The organism is Frigoribacterium sp. RIT-PI-h, from assembly GCF_001297205.1.
Lineage (GTDB): Bacteria > Actinomycetota > Actinomycetes > Actinomycetales > Microbacteriaceae > Frigoribacterium.
This window is the reverse complement of the sequence record NZ_LHOZ01000046.1, coordinates 1-14,378: the sequence shown is the minus strand read 5'-3', so window position 1 is coordinate 14,378 and position 14,378 is coordinate 1. Positions and strand designations below refer to the sequence as shown.

The 14,378-nt window shown below is 72.5% G+C and carries 14 protein-coding genes; 4 read left to right on the top strand and 10 right to left on the bottom strand.

Translation table 11 applies throughout. From position 1 onward, the window contains the following. Positions 1 to 56 precede the first annotated feature (56 nt). Entirely contained in the window at positions 57 to 2,060 is a 2,004-nt protein-coding gene (locus AEQ27_RS03960; protein WP_054145482.1) for a YhgE/Pip family protein, read from the top strand. A gap of 82 nt (positions 2,061 to 2,142) precedes the next feature. Here AEQ27_RS03960 and AEQ27_RS03955 read toward each other — a convergent pair whose 3' ends face one another. Next, positions 2,143 to 2,559, bottom strand: coding sequence for a DUF3151 domain-containing protein (locus AEQ27_RS03955; RefSeq protein WP_054145481.1), 417 nt, complete (start codon positions 2,557 to 2,559; stop codon positions 2,143 to 2,145). 70 nt (positions 2,560 to 2,629) lie between these two features. Then, positions 2,630 to 3,274 (bottom strand): RNA methyltransferase, encoded by a 645-nt coding sequence (locus AEQ27_RS03950; protein ID WP_054145484.1) that lies wholly within the window; start codon positions 3,272 to 3,274, stop codon positions 2,630 to 2,632. A 147-nt stretch (positions 3,275 to 3,421) separates the two neighbouring features. On the opposite strand from AEQ27_RS03950, the gene AEQ27_RS03945 reads away from it, so the two are divergent. Beyond that, the gene (locus AEQ27_RS03945) at positions 3,422 to 4,234 is read left to right on the top strand and encodes an HAD-IIA family hydrolase (RefSeq protein WP_054145480.1); all 813 of its coding nucleotides are present in this window, start codon (positions 3,422 to 3,424) and stop codon (positions 4,232 to 4,234) included. 31 nt (positions 4,235 to 4,265) lie between these two features. On the opposite strand, the gene AEQ27_RS18000 is transcribed toward AEQ27_RS03945, so the two are convergent. From AEQ27_RS18000 to AEQ27_RS17685, 3 genes are read right to left on the bottom strand one after another with little or no spacing between them, the layout of a single operon-like run. Further along, positions 4,266 to 6,452 (bottom strand): septum formation family protein, encoded by a 2,187-nt coding sequence (locus AEQ27_RS18000; RefSeq protein ID WP_054145479.1) that lies wholly within the window; start codon positions 6,450 to 6,452, stop codon positions 4,266 to 4,268. Beyond that, complete coding sequence (gene pyrE, locus AEQ27_RS03935; protein WP_054145478.1) at positions 6,449 to 7,000, bottom strand: orotate phosphoribosyltransferase; 552 nt, start codon at positions 6,998 to 7,000, stop codon at positions 6,449 to 6,451. Before pyrE ends, AEQ27_RS18000 begins: the two co-directional genes overlap by 4 nt. Before the next feature lie 49 nt (positions 7,001 to 7,049). Then, a complete protein-coding gene (locus AEQ27_RS17685; protein WP_161805473.1) occupies positions 7,050 to 7,226 on the bottom strand; it encodes a hypothetical protein in 177 nt (58 codons plus the stop codon). A gap of 186 nt (positions 7,227 to 7,412) precedes the next feature. Here AEQ27_RS17685 and AEQ27_RS03925 point away from each other — a divergent pair, with 186 nt between their 5' ends. Next, complete coding sequence (locus AEQ27_RS03925; RefSeq protein ID WP_054145483.1) at positions 7,413 to 8,249, top strand: exodeoxyribonuclease III; 837 nt, start codon at positions 7,413 to 7,415, stop codon at positions 8,247 to 8,249. A 46-nt stretch (positions 8,250 to 8,295) separates the two neighbouring features. Here AEQ27_RS03925 and AEQ27_RS03920 read toward each other — a convergent pair whose 3' ends face one another. Together AEQ27_RS03920 and AEQ27_RS03915 are read right to left on the bottom strand one after the other, a co-directional pair. Continuing rightward, positions 8,296 to 9,216, bottom strand: coding sequence for an AEC family transporter (locus AEQ27_RS03920; RefSeq protein WP_054145476.1), 921 nt, complete (start codon positions 9,214 to 9,216; stop codon positions 8,296 to 8,298). 62 nt (positions 9,217 to 9,278) lie between these two features. Then, positions 9,279 to 9,743, bottom strand: coding sequence for a hypothetical protein (locus AEQ27_RS03915; protein WP_152970128.1), 465 nt, complete (start codon positions 9,741 to 9,743; stop codon positions 9,279 to 9,281). A 204-nt stretch (positions 9,744 to 9,947) separates the two neighbouring features. On the opposite strand from AEQ27_RS03915, the gene AEQ27_RS03910 reads away from it, so the two are divergent. Next, positions 9,948 to 11,003 carry a low specificity L-threonine aldolase gene (locus AEQ27_RS03910; RefSeq protein WP_054145474.1) on the top strand — a complete coding sequence of 352 codons (1,056 nt, stop codon included), beginning with the start codon at positions 9,948 to 9,950 and terminating at the stop codon, positions 11,001 to 11,003. A 79-nt stretch (positions 11,004 to 11,082) separates the two neighbouring features. Here AEQ27_RS03910 and AEQ27_RS03905 read toward each other — a convergent pair whose 3' ends face one another. From AEQ27_RS03905 to AEQ27_RS03895, 3 genes are all read right to left on the bottom strand, one after another. Next, entirely contained in the window at positions 11,083 to 11,706 is a 624-nt protein-coding gene (locus AEQ27_RS03905) for a phosphoribosylanthranilate isomerase (protein ID WP_054145473.1), read from the bottom strand. 121 nt (positions 11,707 to 11,827) lie between these two features. Further along, positions 11,828 to 12,826 (bottom strand): NAD(P)-dependent oxidoreductase, encoded by a 999-nt coding sequence (locus AEQ27_RS03900; protein WP_054145472.1) that lies wholly within the window; start codon positions 12,824 to 12,826, stop codon positions 11,828 to 11,830. Positions 12,827 to 12,891: 65 nt separating this feature from the next. Continuing rightward, the gene (locus tag AEQ27_RS03895; protein WP_054145471.1) at positions 12,892 to 14,163 is read right to left on the bottom strand and encodes a nucleotide sugar dehydrogenase; all 1,272 of its coding nucleotides are present in this window, start codon (positions 14,161 to 14,163) and stop codon (positions 12,892 to 12,894) included. Between the last annotated feature and the right edge of the window lie 215 nt (positions 14,164 to 14,378).

The following is a 14,378-nucleotide window of genomic DNA, read 5'->3' as shown; positions in this document are numbered from 1 at the left end:
CCCGACGACACCGCGGTCGCCACCACCCCCGACACCTCCGTCGAAAGCGACCAGCCGTGAAGATCTACGCCCTCGTCCGTTCCGAGCTGCAGCGCCTCACCGCCACCCCGCTCGCCCGCCTGGCACTCGTCGCCCTGATGACCGTGCCACTGCTCTACGGCGGCCTGTACCTCTGGGCCAACCAGGACCCTTATGCGAAGCTCGACCAGGTCCCGGCCGCGCTCGTCAACACCGACGTCGGCACGACGGTCGACGGCGAGACGGTCAACTACGGCGACGAGGTCACCGACCAGATCACCGACGGCGGCGACTTCGACTGGCACGTCGTCTCGGCGGCCCAGGCCGCGGCGGGCCTGCGTAACCAGACCTACGACTTCACCTTCACGATCCCGAAGGGCTTCAGCGACGACCTGACCTCGGCGAGCGACGACGACCCGAAGCGGGCCCAGATCACCCTCGCGACGAGCGACGTCAACAGCTACCTCTCGACCACGATCGCCGAGCAGGCGGCGAAGACCATCCGGGCCTCGGTCACCGAGAAGGTCGGCAAGGAGGCGGCGGGCCGTCTGCTGGTCGGCCTCGCCGACGTGCGCACCAACCTGGGCAGCGCGGTCGACGGGGCGAACCAGCTCGTCGCCGGCACCGGCTCGGCCGTCGCCGGGGCGAACCAGCTGGCCGACGGGGCGGCCGACGCGGCGACCGGGGCCCACACCCTCGCCGACGGGACGAGCCGGCTCAGCTCGGGGGCATCGGCGCTGGACACGGGGCTGCAGACGTTGAAGACCCAGACGACGAACCTGCCCTCGCAGACCCAGACCCTGGCGGACGGCGCCGCCCAGGTGGCGGCGGGCAACGACGCGTTGGCCACCGGCGTGGCCGACGCGGCCACGACGAGTGCAACGGCCGCGGCCGCCTTGCCCGCCGCCCAGCAGCAGGCACAGCAGCAGATCGCCGAAGCCCTGAGACAGCAGGGGTACACCGACGAGCAGATCCGGCAGATCGCCGCGACCTTCGCCCCCGCGACCGAGTCGCTGACCACCGCCCTCCAGGACGCGAACACACAGATCCAAGGGCTGAACACCCAGGTGGGGCAGCTCGCCACGGGCGCCGACCAGGTCTCGACCGGCGCCGCGACCCTGGCCGCCGCCACGCCGGCCCTGACCCAGGGCATCTCGTCGGCCGCCACCGGCTCGTCACAGCTCGCCACGGGTGCGGCGAGCGCCGCCACGGGTGCCTCGACCCTCGCGACCGGTCTCGACACCCTGAGCAGCGGGTCGACCTCGCTGCGCGACGGCGTCGTCAGCCTCGACACCGGCACGACCCAGCTGCGCGACGGCCTGCAGAGCGGACTGGGCGAGATCCCCGCGAGCACCGAGCAGACGCGTGACGACCAGGCGAGCGCCATCAGCGACCCCGTCTCGGTGAAGGACGATGCGCTGACCAGCGCCGGCACCTACGGCGCGGGGCTCGCCCCGTTCTTCATCAGCCTCGCGGCCTGGATCGGCATGTACGCGCTGTTCCTGATCGTGAAGCCGATCTCGAAGCGGGCCATCACGGCCGTCAAGGCCCCCGTACGCATCTCGCTGGCCGGCTGGCTGGCGCCGGTCGTGCTCGGGGTCGTGCAGATGGTCGCGCTCTACGTGATCGTCACGCAGGCACTCGGTTTCGAGGTCGCCCGCCCGCTCGGGATGATCGGACTGATGGCCCTCGCCTCGGCGGCGTTCGCGGCGATCATCATGACGCTCAACGTCTGGCTCGGCAGCGTCGGGCAGTTCCTCGGCCTGGTGCTGATGGTCGTGCAGCTCGTCACGGCCGGCGGCACGTTCCCCTGGCAGACCCTGCCCGCACCCCTCGCCGCCCTGCACTTCGTGCTGCCGATGAGCTACGCCACCGACGGGCTGCGCCAGGTGATGTACGGCGGCCGCCCGGCCACGGCCTGGGGTGACGCCGGCGGGCTGGCCGCCTGGCTGCTCGGCGCGCTCGGGCTGACCTGGGTGGCGACCTCCCGCATGACGCGGGCGCGGACTCTGCGCGACCTGCGGCCGTCACTGATCGGCTGAGGCCGACGGCCGGCGCCGGGAACGCAGGAGGCGCGGGTCGGGTGGCCCGCGCCTCCTGCATTCCCGGCGTCGGTCGCGCCGGTCAGCCCGCCTGACCCTCGAGCGTCGGCAGGACGCTCGGGTCGGCGTCGGCGAGGAACGTCGTCAGGCGCCCGACCTCGTCGGGCTCGCCGACGGCGGCCGCACCCCGGCGGCGGGCGAAGAGGGAACGCAGCACGCCGCGGGTGGGCGCGTGCGACCACGGCCCGGGGCCCTGACCGGGCCAGCCCGCCTTGCGCAGGGCGTCGAGCCCGCGGTGGTAGCCGGCCCGGGCGTAGGCGTAGGCCTCGAGGTCGGCCCCGCGGGCGGCGGCCTCGTCGCTGAGCAGCGCCCAGGCCAGGGACGAGGTGGGGTGGGCCGTGACGACCTCGGCGGTGGTGAGGCTCTCGAGGTCGGCGACGACGGCGGGTTCGGCGGGCAGCCGGGGCTCGGGCGCGCCGCGCAGGGGCGGGGGGGGCATGGGGGCCCCGCCAGCGGCGGCGGCCGACGGAGGGCGTACCCGGGCGCGGGGCGGGCGGCGTCGGCCGCGGTCAGAACCGGGGCTGACGCACCCATTCGTGCATGACGATCGCGCCGGCGGCCGAGGCGTTGATGCTGCGGGTCGACCCGAACTGCGAGATCTCGATCACGGCGTCGGCCGCGGCGATCGACTCCGGGCTGAGCCCCGGCCCCTCCTGCCCGAAGAGCAGCACGCACCGCTCGGGCAAGGCGTAGGTCTCGATCGGCACCGACCCCTCGACGTTGTCGATGGCGAGGATCGGCAGGCCGGCGCCTCGGGCCCACTCGACGAACGTGGCCACGTCGGGGTGGTGGACGACGTGCTGGTAGCGGTCGGTCACCATGGCGCCACGCTTGTTCCAGCGACGACGCCCCACGATGTGCACGGTGTCGGCCGCGAAGGCGTTCGCGCTGCGGACGATCGAGCCGATGTTCATGTCGTGCTGCCAGTTCTCGACCGCGACGTGGAAGGGGTGCCGGTGCGAGTCGATGTCGGCGACGATCGCCTCCATCGTCCAGTACCGGTAACGGTCGATCACGTTGCGCCGGTCGCCCTCGCGCAGCAGGTCGAGGTCCCAGTGGTCCCCCTCGGGCCAGGCGGCCTCCTCACCGGGCCAGGGGCCGACACCGTGTTCGGGTGCGACGGTCGGTTCGGGCAGGTCGCCGGGTTCGGGCAGGTCGGCCGCTCCGGGCGCGGAGTGGGTGGGGTCGCGGCGGTCGTCCTGGGGCACCCGACCAGGGTAGGCGTTCCCCACAGGGGCGATCCGCGCCTCCTCGGCCCACAGGGCACCTCGCCTCGCAGGGCACGTCGCTAAGGTGACCGCATGGGTGCACGCGAAGACGTCGAATGCTGGCTGACCGACATGGACGGCGTGCTCGTCCACGAGAACCACGCCCTGCCCGGGGCCTCCGAGCTGATCCAGCAGTGGCAGGACGAGGGCACCCCCTACCTGGTGCTCACCAACAACTCGATCTTCACGCCGCGCGACCTCGCCGCCCGTCTGCGCGCGTCGGGCCTGCACGTGCCCGAAGAGCGCATCTGGACGAGCGCCCTCGCCACGGCCGACTTCTGCCGCTCGCAGATGCCCGGCGGGTCGGCGTTCGTGATCGGCGAGGCGGGCATGACGACGGCCCTGCACGAGGCCGGGTTCATCATGACCGAGACCAACCCCGACTACGTCGTCGTGGGCGAGACCCGCAACTACTCGTTCGACTCGATCACCAAGGCCGTGCGCCTGATCCTCGGCGGGGCGCGGTTCATCGTGACCAACCCCGACGCGACGGGCCCCAGCGCCGACGGCGTGCTGCCCGCGACGGGCGCGATCGCCGCGATGATCTCGAAGGCGACCAACAAAGACCCCTACGTGGTCGGCAAGCCCAACCCGATGATGTTCCGCTCGGCGATGAACCGCATCGGCGCCCACAGCGAGAACACCGCGATGATCGGCGACCGCATGGACACCGACATCATGGCCGGCATCGAGGCCGGCCTGCACACGATCCTCGTCATGACGGGCATCAGCGACCAGGCCGAGATCGATCGGTACCCGTTCCGGCCGAACGAGATCCTGGCCGGCGTGCACGAACTGGTGCGCAGCGAACCGATCGAGTCCGACGTGGTGCCGGCCGAGGCCTAGGGCCCCAGGAGGCTCGTGCCGCGTCGATCCGTCAGCCCGCGACCGCGACGAGGCTGGTCGTCAGGGGTTCGCCGCCGCTGCGGTTGACGAAGCACGAATACGTGCGGTCGCCGGCGGCCCACGCGTCGGCGTCGGCAGGGAAGCTCGCGAGCAGCTGGACGTCGGGGTAGGCCGCGGCGGCCTGACGGTCCAGCGCGTCCGAGCCCGTGCAGAGCAGGTTCATCTGGCTCTGCAACACGTCGGCGCCCGGGTAGGCGGCCGTCGCGTCACCGTCGAGGGTTCCCAGGCGCGTGAGCTGGGCGACGTGCGGTTGGGCGCAGTCGGCGACGTCGTAGTCCTGCTGCCAGGCCGACTCGAACGTCGAGAAGCACTCGCCGCCCTGCAGGTCGGCGTACGAGTGGGTGCCGGCCGCGAGCGGCCCGGCCGGGGCGACCTCGGCGGCGGGCTCGGCCGGGGAGGCCGTCACCGTCCGGGCCGCGGTCGGTGCCGCGGCGGCCGACGAACTGCTCGTCACGTCGTCGGTCGAGGCGAACAGCGACCTCGAGATGAAGAACAACGCGACCAGCAGCAGCACGATCACGAGCCCGGCCCCCACGGCGACCAGGACCTTGTGCGTCCGGACCCACTCGGCCAGGCCCGCCGTGCGGGGTGACGTGGCGGGCCTCTCGTCCACCGGGCGGGTCTGCGGCACGAAGACGCCGGCTCCGCCGACCTCGCGGCGCGGTCGTTCGCCCGCCAGGGGCGCGGAAGCACTCATCGAGACGCCGGGCAGCACCTGGGTGGCGTCGTCCGGGGCGTCGGCGACCTCGCGGCTGTCGGCGACGCCGGGGCGATCGTCGAGGGCGGAACGAGGAGGCGCGAACAGGGCGGTCGCGGTCGTCACCTCGGCCGCGTCGTCCAGGCCTTCGTCGTCGGCATCCGCGTCGGCGTCGGCGTCGGCGTCGGCGTCGCGCGACGGCTCGACGTCGGCGTCGGCGTCGCGCGACAGCTCGGCGTCGGACAGGGGAACCTCGCCCGAGCCGGACAAGGACCAGGCGGCGGGGACGTCGGCCGAGGGCACGGCGTGCTCCGGCTCGTGCCGTGCCTCCGCGAGCTCGGCGTCCTCGGCGGAGTCGGACGGGACGACGCCGAGGATCTCGGTGAAGGTGGGTTCGCGGTCGCCACTCGTGGAGGGCGCGGTCTCGGGCGCCCGGGGGGACGGCACCTCGGCGGAGGAGGCGGGGGGGGACACCGACGGGGCTCCGGGGACGCCGGACGCGACCCCGCCGGCGGCCGCGGCCGCGGCTGCCGCGGCGGCCTCGGCCAGGCGACGCTCACGCCTGGTCATCTCGTGGTGCTCTTCGACCCACCACGGCGCGTCGACACCGCCCTCGCGGGCCTCGACGGCCCGCATTGGCTCGGGCTCACGCTCAGGCTCCGGCGTGGGCGTGGGCGTGGGCGTCGCTTGGGGCGCAGGGTTCGGCTGCGGCTCGGGCTCGGGCTCCAGCTCCGGCTCGGGCTCCGGCTCCGGCTCGGGCTCGGGCTCGGGCTCCGGCTCGGGCTCGGGCTCGGGCTCGGGCAGAGCGTCCCAGTCGAAGGTCGCGGGTACGGCGGACTCGGGCCGGGGTGCCGAGATCAGTGCCGTGAACGGCCCCGGCTCGTCGCTGCCGTCGGCACGATCCCCCTGGTCCGCGGGAACCGACGGCGGACCGGCGGGATCGGCGTCACCCGCCGACTCCGGGTCGGGCTGCGGTGACTCGGACGGCGCGGGGAGGTCCGGAGTCGGCACGGAGGACGGAGGCTGCGGCGGCGGCACGGCCCCCGTCAACGCTCCGAGGTCGAGGGCCTGCGGGTGGCCCGAGGTCCTCGGCGGAGGCGTCCCGGCCGGGGAGTCGGGCACGACGAACGGCAGGGGGGTCGGCGGCGGCACGGACGAGTCCCCGGACGCCGGCCCGGCAGCCGGGTCGACCGGCCGCTCGGGTCCGGCGTCGTGGGGCACCTCGACCGCTCGTGTGACCGGCGGCAGGTCGAACGCCTGGGTGGGAACGTCTTCGGGGGCGGTGTCGGGAAGGCGACCCGCGCCTCCGGACGGGGTGTCGACCGCCGTGCCGTCACGCTCGGCCCCGTCGTCTTCGGAGTCATCGCCCTCGGCGCCGTCGAACTGCGCGGCGAGCCAGTCGCTGGCGTCGTCACGCCCGGCGTCGTCGCCGTCGTCGTCGCCCCGCCGGTCGTCGGTCACGGCTTCAGCCCGAGGTCTTCCAGCCCGATCGCGGCGTAGTAGGGGTAGCCGGCCGCCTCGATCACCTCGCGGGCGCCGGTGCTGCGGTCGACGACGACGGCGACGGCAGCGATCTCGGCTCCCACGGCCTCGAGGGCCTTCGCTGCTGCGAGCGGTGACCCTCCCGTGGTCGAGGTGTCCTCGAGCACGACGACCCGCTTGCCCTCGAGGTCGGGCCCCTCGACCTGCTTGCCGCGGCCGTGGTCCTTGGGCTCCTTGCGGACGACGAAGGCGTCGTAGTCCTTGCCGAGCGCCACGCCCTGGTGGAGCACGGCGGCGGCGATGGGATCGGCTCCCATCGTCAGCCCGCCGACGGCGAACACGTCGGGCACCTCGTCGATCAGGTCGACCATCACCCGGCCGATCAAGGGCGCGACGCGGTGGTCGAGGCTGACCTTGCGGAGGTCGATGTAGTACGTCGCCTTCTTGCCGCTGGTCAACGTGAAGTCGCCGTGGAAGACGGCCTCGGAGCCGATGTAGTCGATGAGCTGCGTGCGTGCGTCGGTCACGGAGACCCATGGTAGAGCAGACGGCCCGGGAACGCCGGGGCGGGCCGGCTCAGCGACCGCCTCGGGACGACCGATCGATCGACCGCGTGGTCAGCCGGTGCAGGTCGGCCCAGGTGCCGGTCGGCAGGAAGAAGTCCTCGTAGCGGACGACCGCCGAGCGGGCGAGACGGGCCAACCGCACGTCCACCGAGACCTGGTGACGCTTCGGGTACGTCGCGATGCTCACGGGAGTGACGCTGCGTGCCCGCTCGTACCGGCTGCCGTGCGGGGGCCGACCCACCCCTCCTCCTCGCTCATGCGACATGTCTCGTTTCTACTCCGGTCGTTGCCCGATGGGAAGTGCATCGATGCCCTTCGGGCAACGAGATGACGAGGCCGACCCGTCTCGTGCTCGCCCGGTACCGTGGTCGGCATGCGCGTCGCGACCTACAACGTCAACTCCGTCCGGGCTCGAGTGGGCCGGGTGGTCGACTGGCTCGTCCGCGAGGACGTCGACGTCGCGGGGCTGCAAGAGATCAAGTGCAAGCCCGAGCAGTTCCCGTACGACGCCTTCCGCGAGGCCGGCTACGAGGTCGAGCTGCACGGCCTCAGCCAGTGGAACGGGGTCGCCTTCGTCAGCCGCCTGCCGATGGAGGACGTCGAGATCACGTTCCCCACGCAACCGGGATTCGCGAAGGGGCAGGAAGGGCCGGACCAGCCGAAGGAGGCGCGCGCGATCGGCGTCACGGTCGAGGGCGTCCGCCTGTGGAGCCTCTACGTCCCGAACGGCCGCGAGCTGGGCGACCCGCACTACGACTACAAGCTCGACTGGCTCTCCAAGCTCGCCGCCGAGACCGAGACGTGGCTCGCCGAGCGCCCCGACCAGCCGTTGGCTCTGATGGGCGACTGGAACGTCGCCCCGCTCGACACGGACGTGTGGGACATGTCGGTCTTCGAGGGCCACACCCACGTCAGCCAGCCCGAGCGCGACGCCTTCTTCCGCTTCGAGGAGATCGGCCTGACCGACGTCGTCCGCTCCCGCCGCCCCGAGGGCTACACCTACTGGGACTACAAGCAACTGCGCTTCCCGAAGAACGAGGGCATGCGCATCGACTTCATCCTGGGCTCGAAGGCGTTCGACGACCTCGTGACGTCGGCGGCCATCCACCGCGACGAGCGCAAGGGCGACGCCCCGAGCGACCACGTGCCGGTGGTCGTCGACCTCGACCTCGAGACCGAGCTCGACGACGACCGTCCGATGATCTTCTGACCCCCGGTCCCGCTCGCCTGCGACGCGCGACACCAGGAGGCGCGGGTCAGGCGAGCAACGCCGCGACCAGCACCAGCACGGGAACCGACAAGATGGTCGTCGCCAACACGGTGTCGCGCGCGACGACCACCCCGGTCTGGTACCGCTGGGCGTAGTTGAAGACGTTCTGGGCCGACGGCAGGCCCGCCAGCACGACCGCGACGAACAGCTCGTCGCGGTCGAAGTCGAAGACGAACGCCCCGAGCAGCCATGCCGCGACCGGCATCACGACGAGCTTGAGGACGACCGCGACGACGATGTCGGCGCGCCCCTGGCCCGCCTGGAAGGGCTTCGAGCCGTACAGGGACATCCCGAACGAGAGCAGCACGACGGGGACGGCGGCCCCGCCCACGAGCTGGAACGGCTCGAGCACGGCCTGTGGGATCTCGAGGCCCGTGACCGCGACGAGCACACCGAGAGCGGACCCGATGAGCAGGGGGTTCGTGAGGGGGCGGGCGATCGTGCGGCCGATGCTGCTGCCGCGGTTCGTGACCGTGTCCATCACGGCGAGCACGATCGGGGTGAGCACGAGCAGCTGGTACAGCAACACGGGCGCGACGAAGGTGGCGCTGCCCAGCACGTAGGTGGCCACCGGCAGGCCGATGTTGTTCGCGTTGACGTAGGCGCCGCCCATCGTTCCGATCGTCGTCTCGGCGGTGCTGCGGCGCAGCACGAACTTCAGCAGGACGATCGAGAGCACGGCGGCCAGCAGCGAGGCGAGGGCGGACACCACGAGCAGTCGGGAGAACAGCACGTGCACGTCGGCCTGCGAGATCGTCGAGAAGAGCAGACAGGGCGTCAGGACGAAGAACACCAGGCGTGAGAGCACGCGATGGCCGGACGCCCCGAGGAGGTCGACGCGCCCCACCACGTAGCCGGTCGCGATGACGGCACCGATGATCGCGAACCCGACGAGAACTCCACCCATGGGTCCATCCTGTCGCACGCACGGGGCGGGGCCGACGGGCCGCCGCCGTCGCGACGGCGTGACTAGACGGCGGGCGGACCGTCCAGGGCCGGGAGTCCGATGCGGGAGACGAGGTGCGCGGCCTCGTCGACGGCCTGGTCGTCGACCCCCCAGGTGATCGCGCCCGCCTCGCATGCCGCGACCGCGAACGCTTCGCCCGTCGGGAGTCCGGTGACGCGAGCGAGGTCGGTGGCGAACCGTCGCGCGGCCGGCCCCACGGGCTGCTCCGACGCGACCACGACCAGGGCACCCCGGCGAAGACCGCCCGCGAGGCTCTCGACCGCCCGGTCGAGTTGTTCCGCCACGGGGGTGGCGCCGTCGACCGCCACCACGGCCCAGTCGAAGCCGACGATGTCGTCGATCGGAGCCGTGATCGGGGACGAGAGCACGACGACCTCGGCGTCGAGCGCCGCGGCACGATCGGCCACCGGCCGGATCGCCGGGTACGAACCGGCCAGGACGAGTTTCGGGGCGTGAGCGAACAGCATGACGGGCCTCTCGGGGTGGAAGGAACGACCGGTGGGTCCGACCGGGCGCGACATCGAGTCGACGATGTGTCACATGTACTCTACGTATGATATTCACATTGCACAAGGTGTCGCTGCCGCACCACGACTCGAACGGTCCCGACGCTGCCCCCTCCCCCGCGCCTCCTGACGTGTCGAAGGGCGCCGGTCGGGCAGAATCGACGGGTGACGCGCCTCCACGATCCCTCGGTCCACTCGTTCGCCAGCGACAACTACGCGGGAGCCCACCCCGAGGTGCTACAGGCGATCGTCGACGCGAACGGCGGGCACGTCGGCTCGTACGGGGCCGACCCGTACACGGCGCAGCTGTCCGAGGTGATCGTCGAGACGTTCGGCGAGGGGGCCGCGATCGACCCCGTCCTGACCGGGACGGGTGCCAACGTCGCCGCGTTGCAGGCACTCACGCCACGATGGGCCGCCGTCGTCTGTGCGACGACCGCGCACGTCTACACCGACGAGGGCGGGGCGCCCGAGCGCCTCGGCGGCCTCAAACTGCTGACGGTGCCGACTCCCGACGGCAAGCTGACGCCCGAGCTGATCGACCGACAGGCCTACGGCTGGGGTGACCAGCAGCGCCCCCAGCCCCTGGCGGTCACGATCACGCAGAGCACCGAGCTCGGCACGGTCTACACACCCGACGAGATCCGGGCCGTCACCGACCACGCGCACTCGCTCGGCATGCGCGTCCACCTCGACGGCGCGCGTCTCGCGAACGCGGCGGCCTCGCTCGGGGTGCCGCTCCGCGCGATCACGCGCGACGTCGGCGTCGACTCGGTGTCGTTCGGCGGCACGAAGAACGGCCTGGTGCTCGGCGAGTCGGTCGTGACCTTCTCCGAGGAGGCGCGGGCCGGCCTGGTCTACCTGCGCAAGATGGATGCGCAACTGGCCTCGAAGATGCGCTTCGTCTCGGCGCAGTTCCTGGCGATGCTCGACGGCGATCTCTGGCTGCGCTCGGCCACCCGGGCCAACACGATGGCCGCGCGCCTCGCCGCCGGACTGACCACGCTGCCGGGAGTGACCGTGACACAGCGCGTCGACGCCAACGCCGTCTTCGTCGTCCTGCCCCGGGACGTCGTCGAGCCCCTGCGCGCGACCCACCACTTCTACGACTGGAACCGGGCCACGGGCGAGGTGCGCCTCATGTGCTCGTTCGACACGACCGAGCAGCACGTCGACCGCTTGGTCGCCGATGCCCGGGCCCTGATCGGCACCGCGCGGTAGTCGAGACGCAGCTCGGCGTGCACCGGGCTCGGTGGTGACTTCCGCGCCGGGTGAGCGATCCTTGGCAGGCGTCCGGGCGTCAGGCCCGGGCGGCCGCCACGAACGCCCGGATCAGCTCGACGCTCTTCACCCCGCGCGACGACTCGACGCCCGAGCTGACGTCGACGCCGACGGCGCCGAGGGGCCGCAGCCCGGCGAGCAGACCGCCCACGTTGTCGGGTGTGAGCCCCCCAGCTAGCAGCCAGTCCCCCGCGGGGGGCGCGGCGAGCAGCGGGCCGGCGTCGAAGGTGGCACCGGCACCGGGGGCGACCGCGTCGAGCAGCAGGGCGTCCTCGCGGAAGGCGACCCGCGCCTCCTCGGGCTCGGCCGCGTAGGACGCGGCGCTCACGGCGCGGATGACACGGAACCCCGCCGCGTGGGCCGTGGCGACATCGGCGGGCGTCTCGTCGCCGTGCAACTGCACGGTCGAGACCGAGGAGGCGCGGGCCCGCTCGAGCACCGTCTCGATGCCTTGGCCACGGAACACGCCCACCGTCTCGACGCCCGCCGGCCCCCGCGCCGCCAGCTCGCGCGCCGTCACGGGGGCGATCGGGGGGGGACTGCCCGCCGCGAACACGAATCCCACGGCATCGGCCCCGGCCTCGACGGCGGCGTCGACGGTCTCGGGCGTGGACAGGCCGCAGATCTTCACCCAGGTGCGCATGGGTCCAGTCTGCCGCGCCGGGACCCCGGAGGGCACCCGGCCGGAGAGGCCGGGTGCCCTTCGGGGTGCACCGGGTCGTGTCGACCGACGTCGACGGAACGAAAGCCGCGCGGAGCAGCTCTCACCCGGCGACGAGCGTCGCTGCCACGTCGCCGTGCTCGACGGCCCGTGCGGCAGCGACGCAGCGTGCCACGCCCTCGAGCACGCCGACCCGGGGGTGGTACCCGAGCACGCGCCGGGCCCGGTCACAGCTCGCCACCCGGTTCTCGACCTCGATCTCGCGGGGTCGACCGAGATCGGTCGGGGCGGTCGAGACGACGGAACTGGACGAGTCGGCGAGGTCGACGACCGTGCTGGCGAGTGCGCCGACGGTCCACGTCTCGTGGCCCGACAGGTTGAAGAGACGCTCGTCGCCCTGGTGCACGGCCGCCCGGAGTAGACCGTCGACGAAGTCGTCCACGTAGGTGAAGGTGCGGAGCTGGTCACCCGAGCCGACCACGGTGACGTCTTCACCGCGAAGGGCTTGCTCGACGAACCGCGTGACGACGAAGTCGGTGCGCTGGCCGGGCCCGTACACGTTGAAGGGCCGGACCACGACACCGTCGAGGCGTCCGGCCTCGGTCTCGGCCAGGACGAGCTCCTCGGCCTCGCGCTTGGCGCACCCATAGGCCGACAGGGGGGACAGGGGCGAGGTCTCGACGAGGGGGAACGACGTGGATTGCCCGTAGACCTCGGATGACGACACGTAGACGAAGCGGACTCCGCCGAGCCCCTCGACGAGGTCGACGAACCGGGCGGTCATGCCGAGGATGGTCGACCGGGTGGCCTCGGGGTCCGCGGACGCGGCGACGACCCCGACGACCGACGCGAGGTGGACGACCATGTCGGGACGCAAGGAACGCAGCTGGTCGGCGGTCAGTGCCGCGGCGTCGCCTTGGACGTGTTCGTAGCCCGGCCCGGTGTGGCCCTGGCGGACGTCGATGCCGACGACCGTGGCTCCGGCGTCGAGGAGGCGCGGCACGAGGGCCGAGCCGATGAACCCGGCCGCGCCGGTGACGAGCACGCGCAGACCTCGATAGGGGGAGGTGGAGGTGGTGGTGGTGGAGGAGGAGTCGGTCACGAGCGTGCTTTCTGCTGTCGGGAGGAGGGGGGAGGTGACGATGAGGAGGAACCGGTCACGGCGGGTCAGAGGACCACGCGGGTCGGCTCGTCCACGACGTTGCGGGTGTCGAGGACCAGGCGACCGCGGAGCGCGCCGAGGTCGACGTCGGTGTGTCGCGTGAGCACCACGGAGACGTCGGCGGACGACGCGGTCTCGTCGTCGAGCTCGGAGCGGACGACACCCGCCGGCCAGTCGCGATCGGAGACATGGGGATCGACCGCCGTGACCGATGCCCCACGAGCAGCGAGGAGGCGTGCGATGCGGACCGCCGGCGCCTCTCGGACGTCGCCGCTGTCGGCCTTGTAGGACAGACCGACCAGCAGCACGTTCGCACCGCGAACCGCCTTCGACTCGTCGTTCAGCAAGGCCTCGAGGCGCCGGACGACGTATTCGGGCATGCCCTCGTTGACCTCGTTCGCCAGCTCGACGAAACGCAGCGATCGGCCGAGCTTGCGTCGGACCTCCCACGAGAGGTAGCTCGGGTCGACCGGCAGACAGTGCCCCCCGACGCCGGGGCCCGGCATGAACTGCATGAAACCGAACGGCTTCGTGCCGGCCGCGTCGAGGGCCTGCCAGATGTTGATCCCGAGATCGTGCGCGGCGACGGCCAGCTCGTTGACCAAGGCGATGTTGACGTGACGGAACGTGTTCTCGATCAGCTTCGCCAGCTCGGCCTCTCGAGTGCCCGCGACCGGGACCGTCACGTCGACGAGCGCGTCGTAGAGCTTGGTCACCTCGGCGAGCGAGGCGTCGTCGATGCCCGAGACGATCTTCGGGGTCGTCCGGAACGACCACTCGGAATTGCCGGGATCGATGCGCTCGGGGCTGAATCCGACGTGGAAGTCACGGCCTGCCGACAGCCCGCTGACGGCCTCGAGGATCGGAACGAGCACCTCGGCGGTGGTGCCCGGGGACGTGGTGGACTCGAGCACGACCGTCGCGCCGGGCCGCAGGACGGCCCCGAGCGTCCGAGCGGCCGCCTCGATGTAGCTGAGGTCGGGCAGGGTCTCGCGGAGCGGGGTCGGCACGCTGATGATCGCGTGGTCGAAGTGGTCGATGCCCTCGAGCGACGACCGCGGTGTGTAGCGGCCCGAGTCGAGGGCCGCGGCGACCTGGGCATCGGGGACGTCCTCGACGAACGAGATGCCGGTGGCGAGGGCCTCGACACGCGACCGGTCGACGTCGAGCCCGACGACGTGGAAACCGGCGTCGACGGCTCGCATGGCGAGCGGTAGGCCGACGTAGCCCTGGCCGACGACGATCAGCAGGGGGCGGGGATGTGAGACAGGGGACATGACGGCCTTTCGTGGTGCAGGTATCGGGGGTCGCGGCGGGGTGGGCGCGGCGTGAGGGCGGAGTGGGCGCGGCAGGGCGGGGGGGCGCGGGGGGCCCCGGTCCGGGCCGACGGGCGAGTGCTGCCGAGGGCAGCTCGCGCACCCGGTCGACGTCGGGGGCGCTCAGCACCGAACCGCCCGGCACGGGGAGGCCGTGCTCGGAGAGGCGGGCGGCG

Coding starts and splice junctions, on each gene's coding strand:
- AEQ27_RS03955 (WP_054145481.1), bottom strand. CDS start 2,559: ATGCCCCCCCCGCCCCTGCGCGGCGCGCCCGAGCCCCGGCTGCCCGCC.
- AEQ27_RS03945 (WP_054145480.1), top strand. CDS start 3,422: ATGGGTGCACGCGAAGACGTCGAATGCTGGCTGACCGACATGGACGGC.
- AEQ27_RS03925 (WP_054145483.1), top strand. CDS start 7,413: ATGCGCGTCGCGACCTACAACGTCAACTCCGTCCGGGCTCGAGTGGGC.
- AEQ27_RS03920 (WP_054145476.1), bottom strand. CDS start 9,216: ATGGGTGGAGTTCTCGTCGGGTTCGCGATCATCGGTGCCGTCATCGCG.
- AEQ27_RS03915 (WP_152970128.1), bottom strand. CDS start 9,743: ATGCTGTTCGCTCACGCCCCGAAACTCGTCCTGGCCGGTTCGTACCCG.
- AEQ27_RS03905 (WP_054145473.1), bottom strand. CDS start 11,706: ATGCGCACCTGGGTGAAGATCTGCGGCCTGTCCACGCCCGAGACCGTC.
- AEQ27_RS03895 (WP_054145471.1), bottom strand. CDS start 14,163: ATGTCCCCTGTCTCACATCCCCGCCCCCTGCTGATCGTCGTCGGCCAG.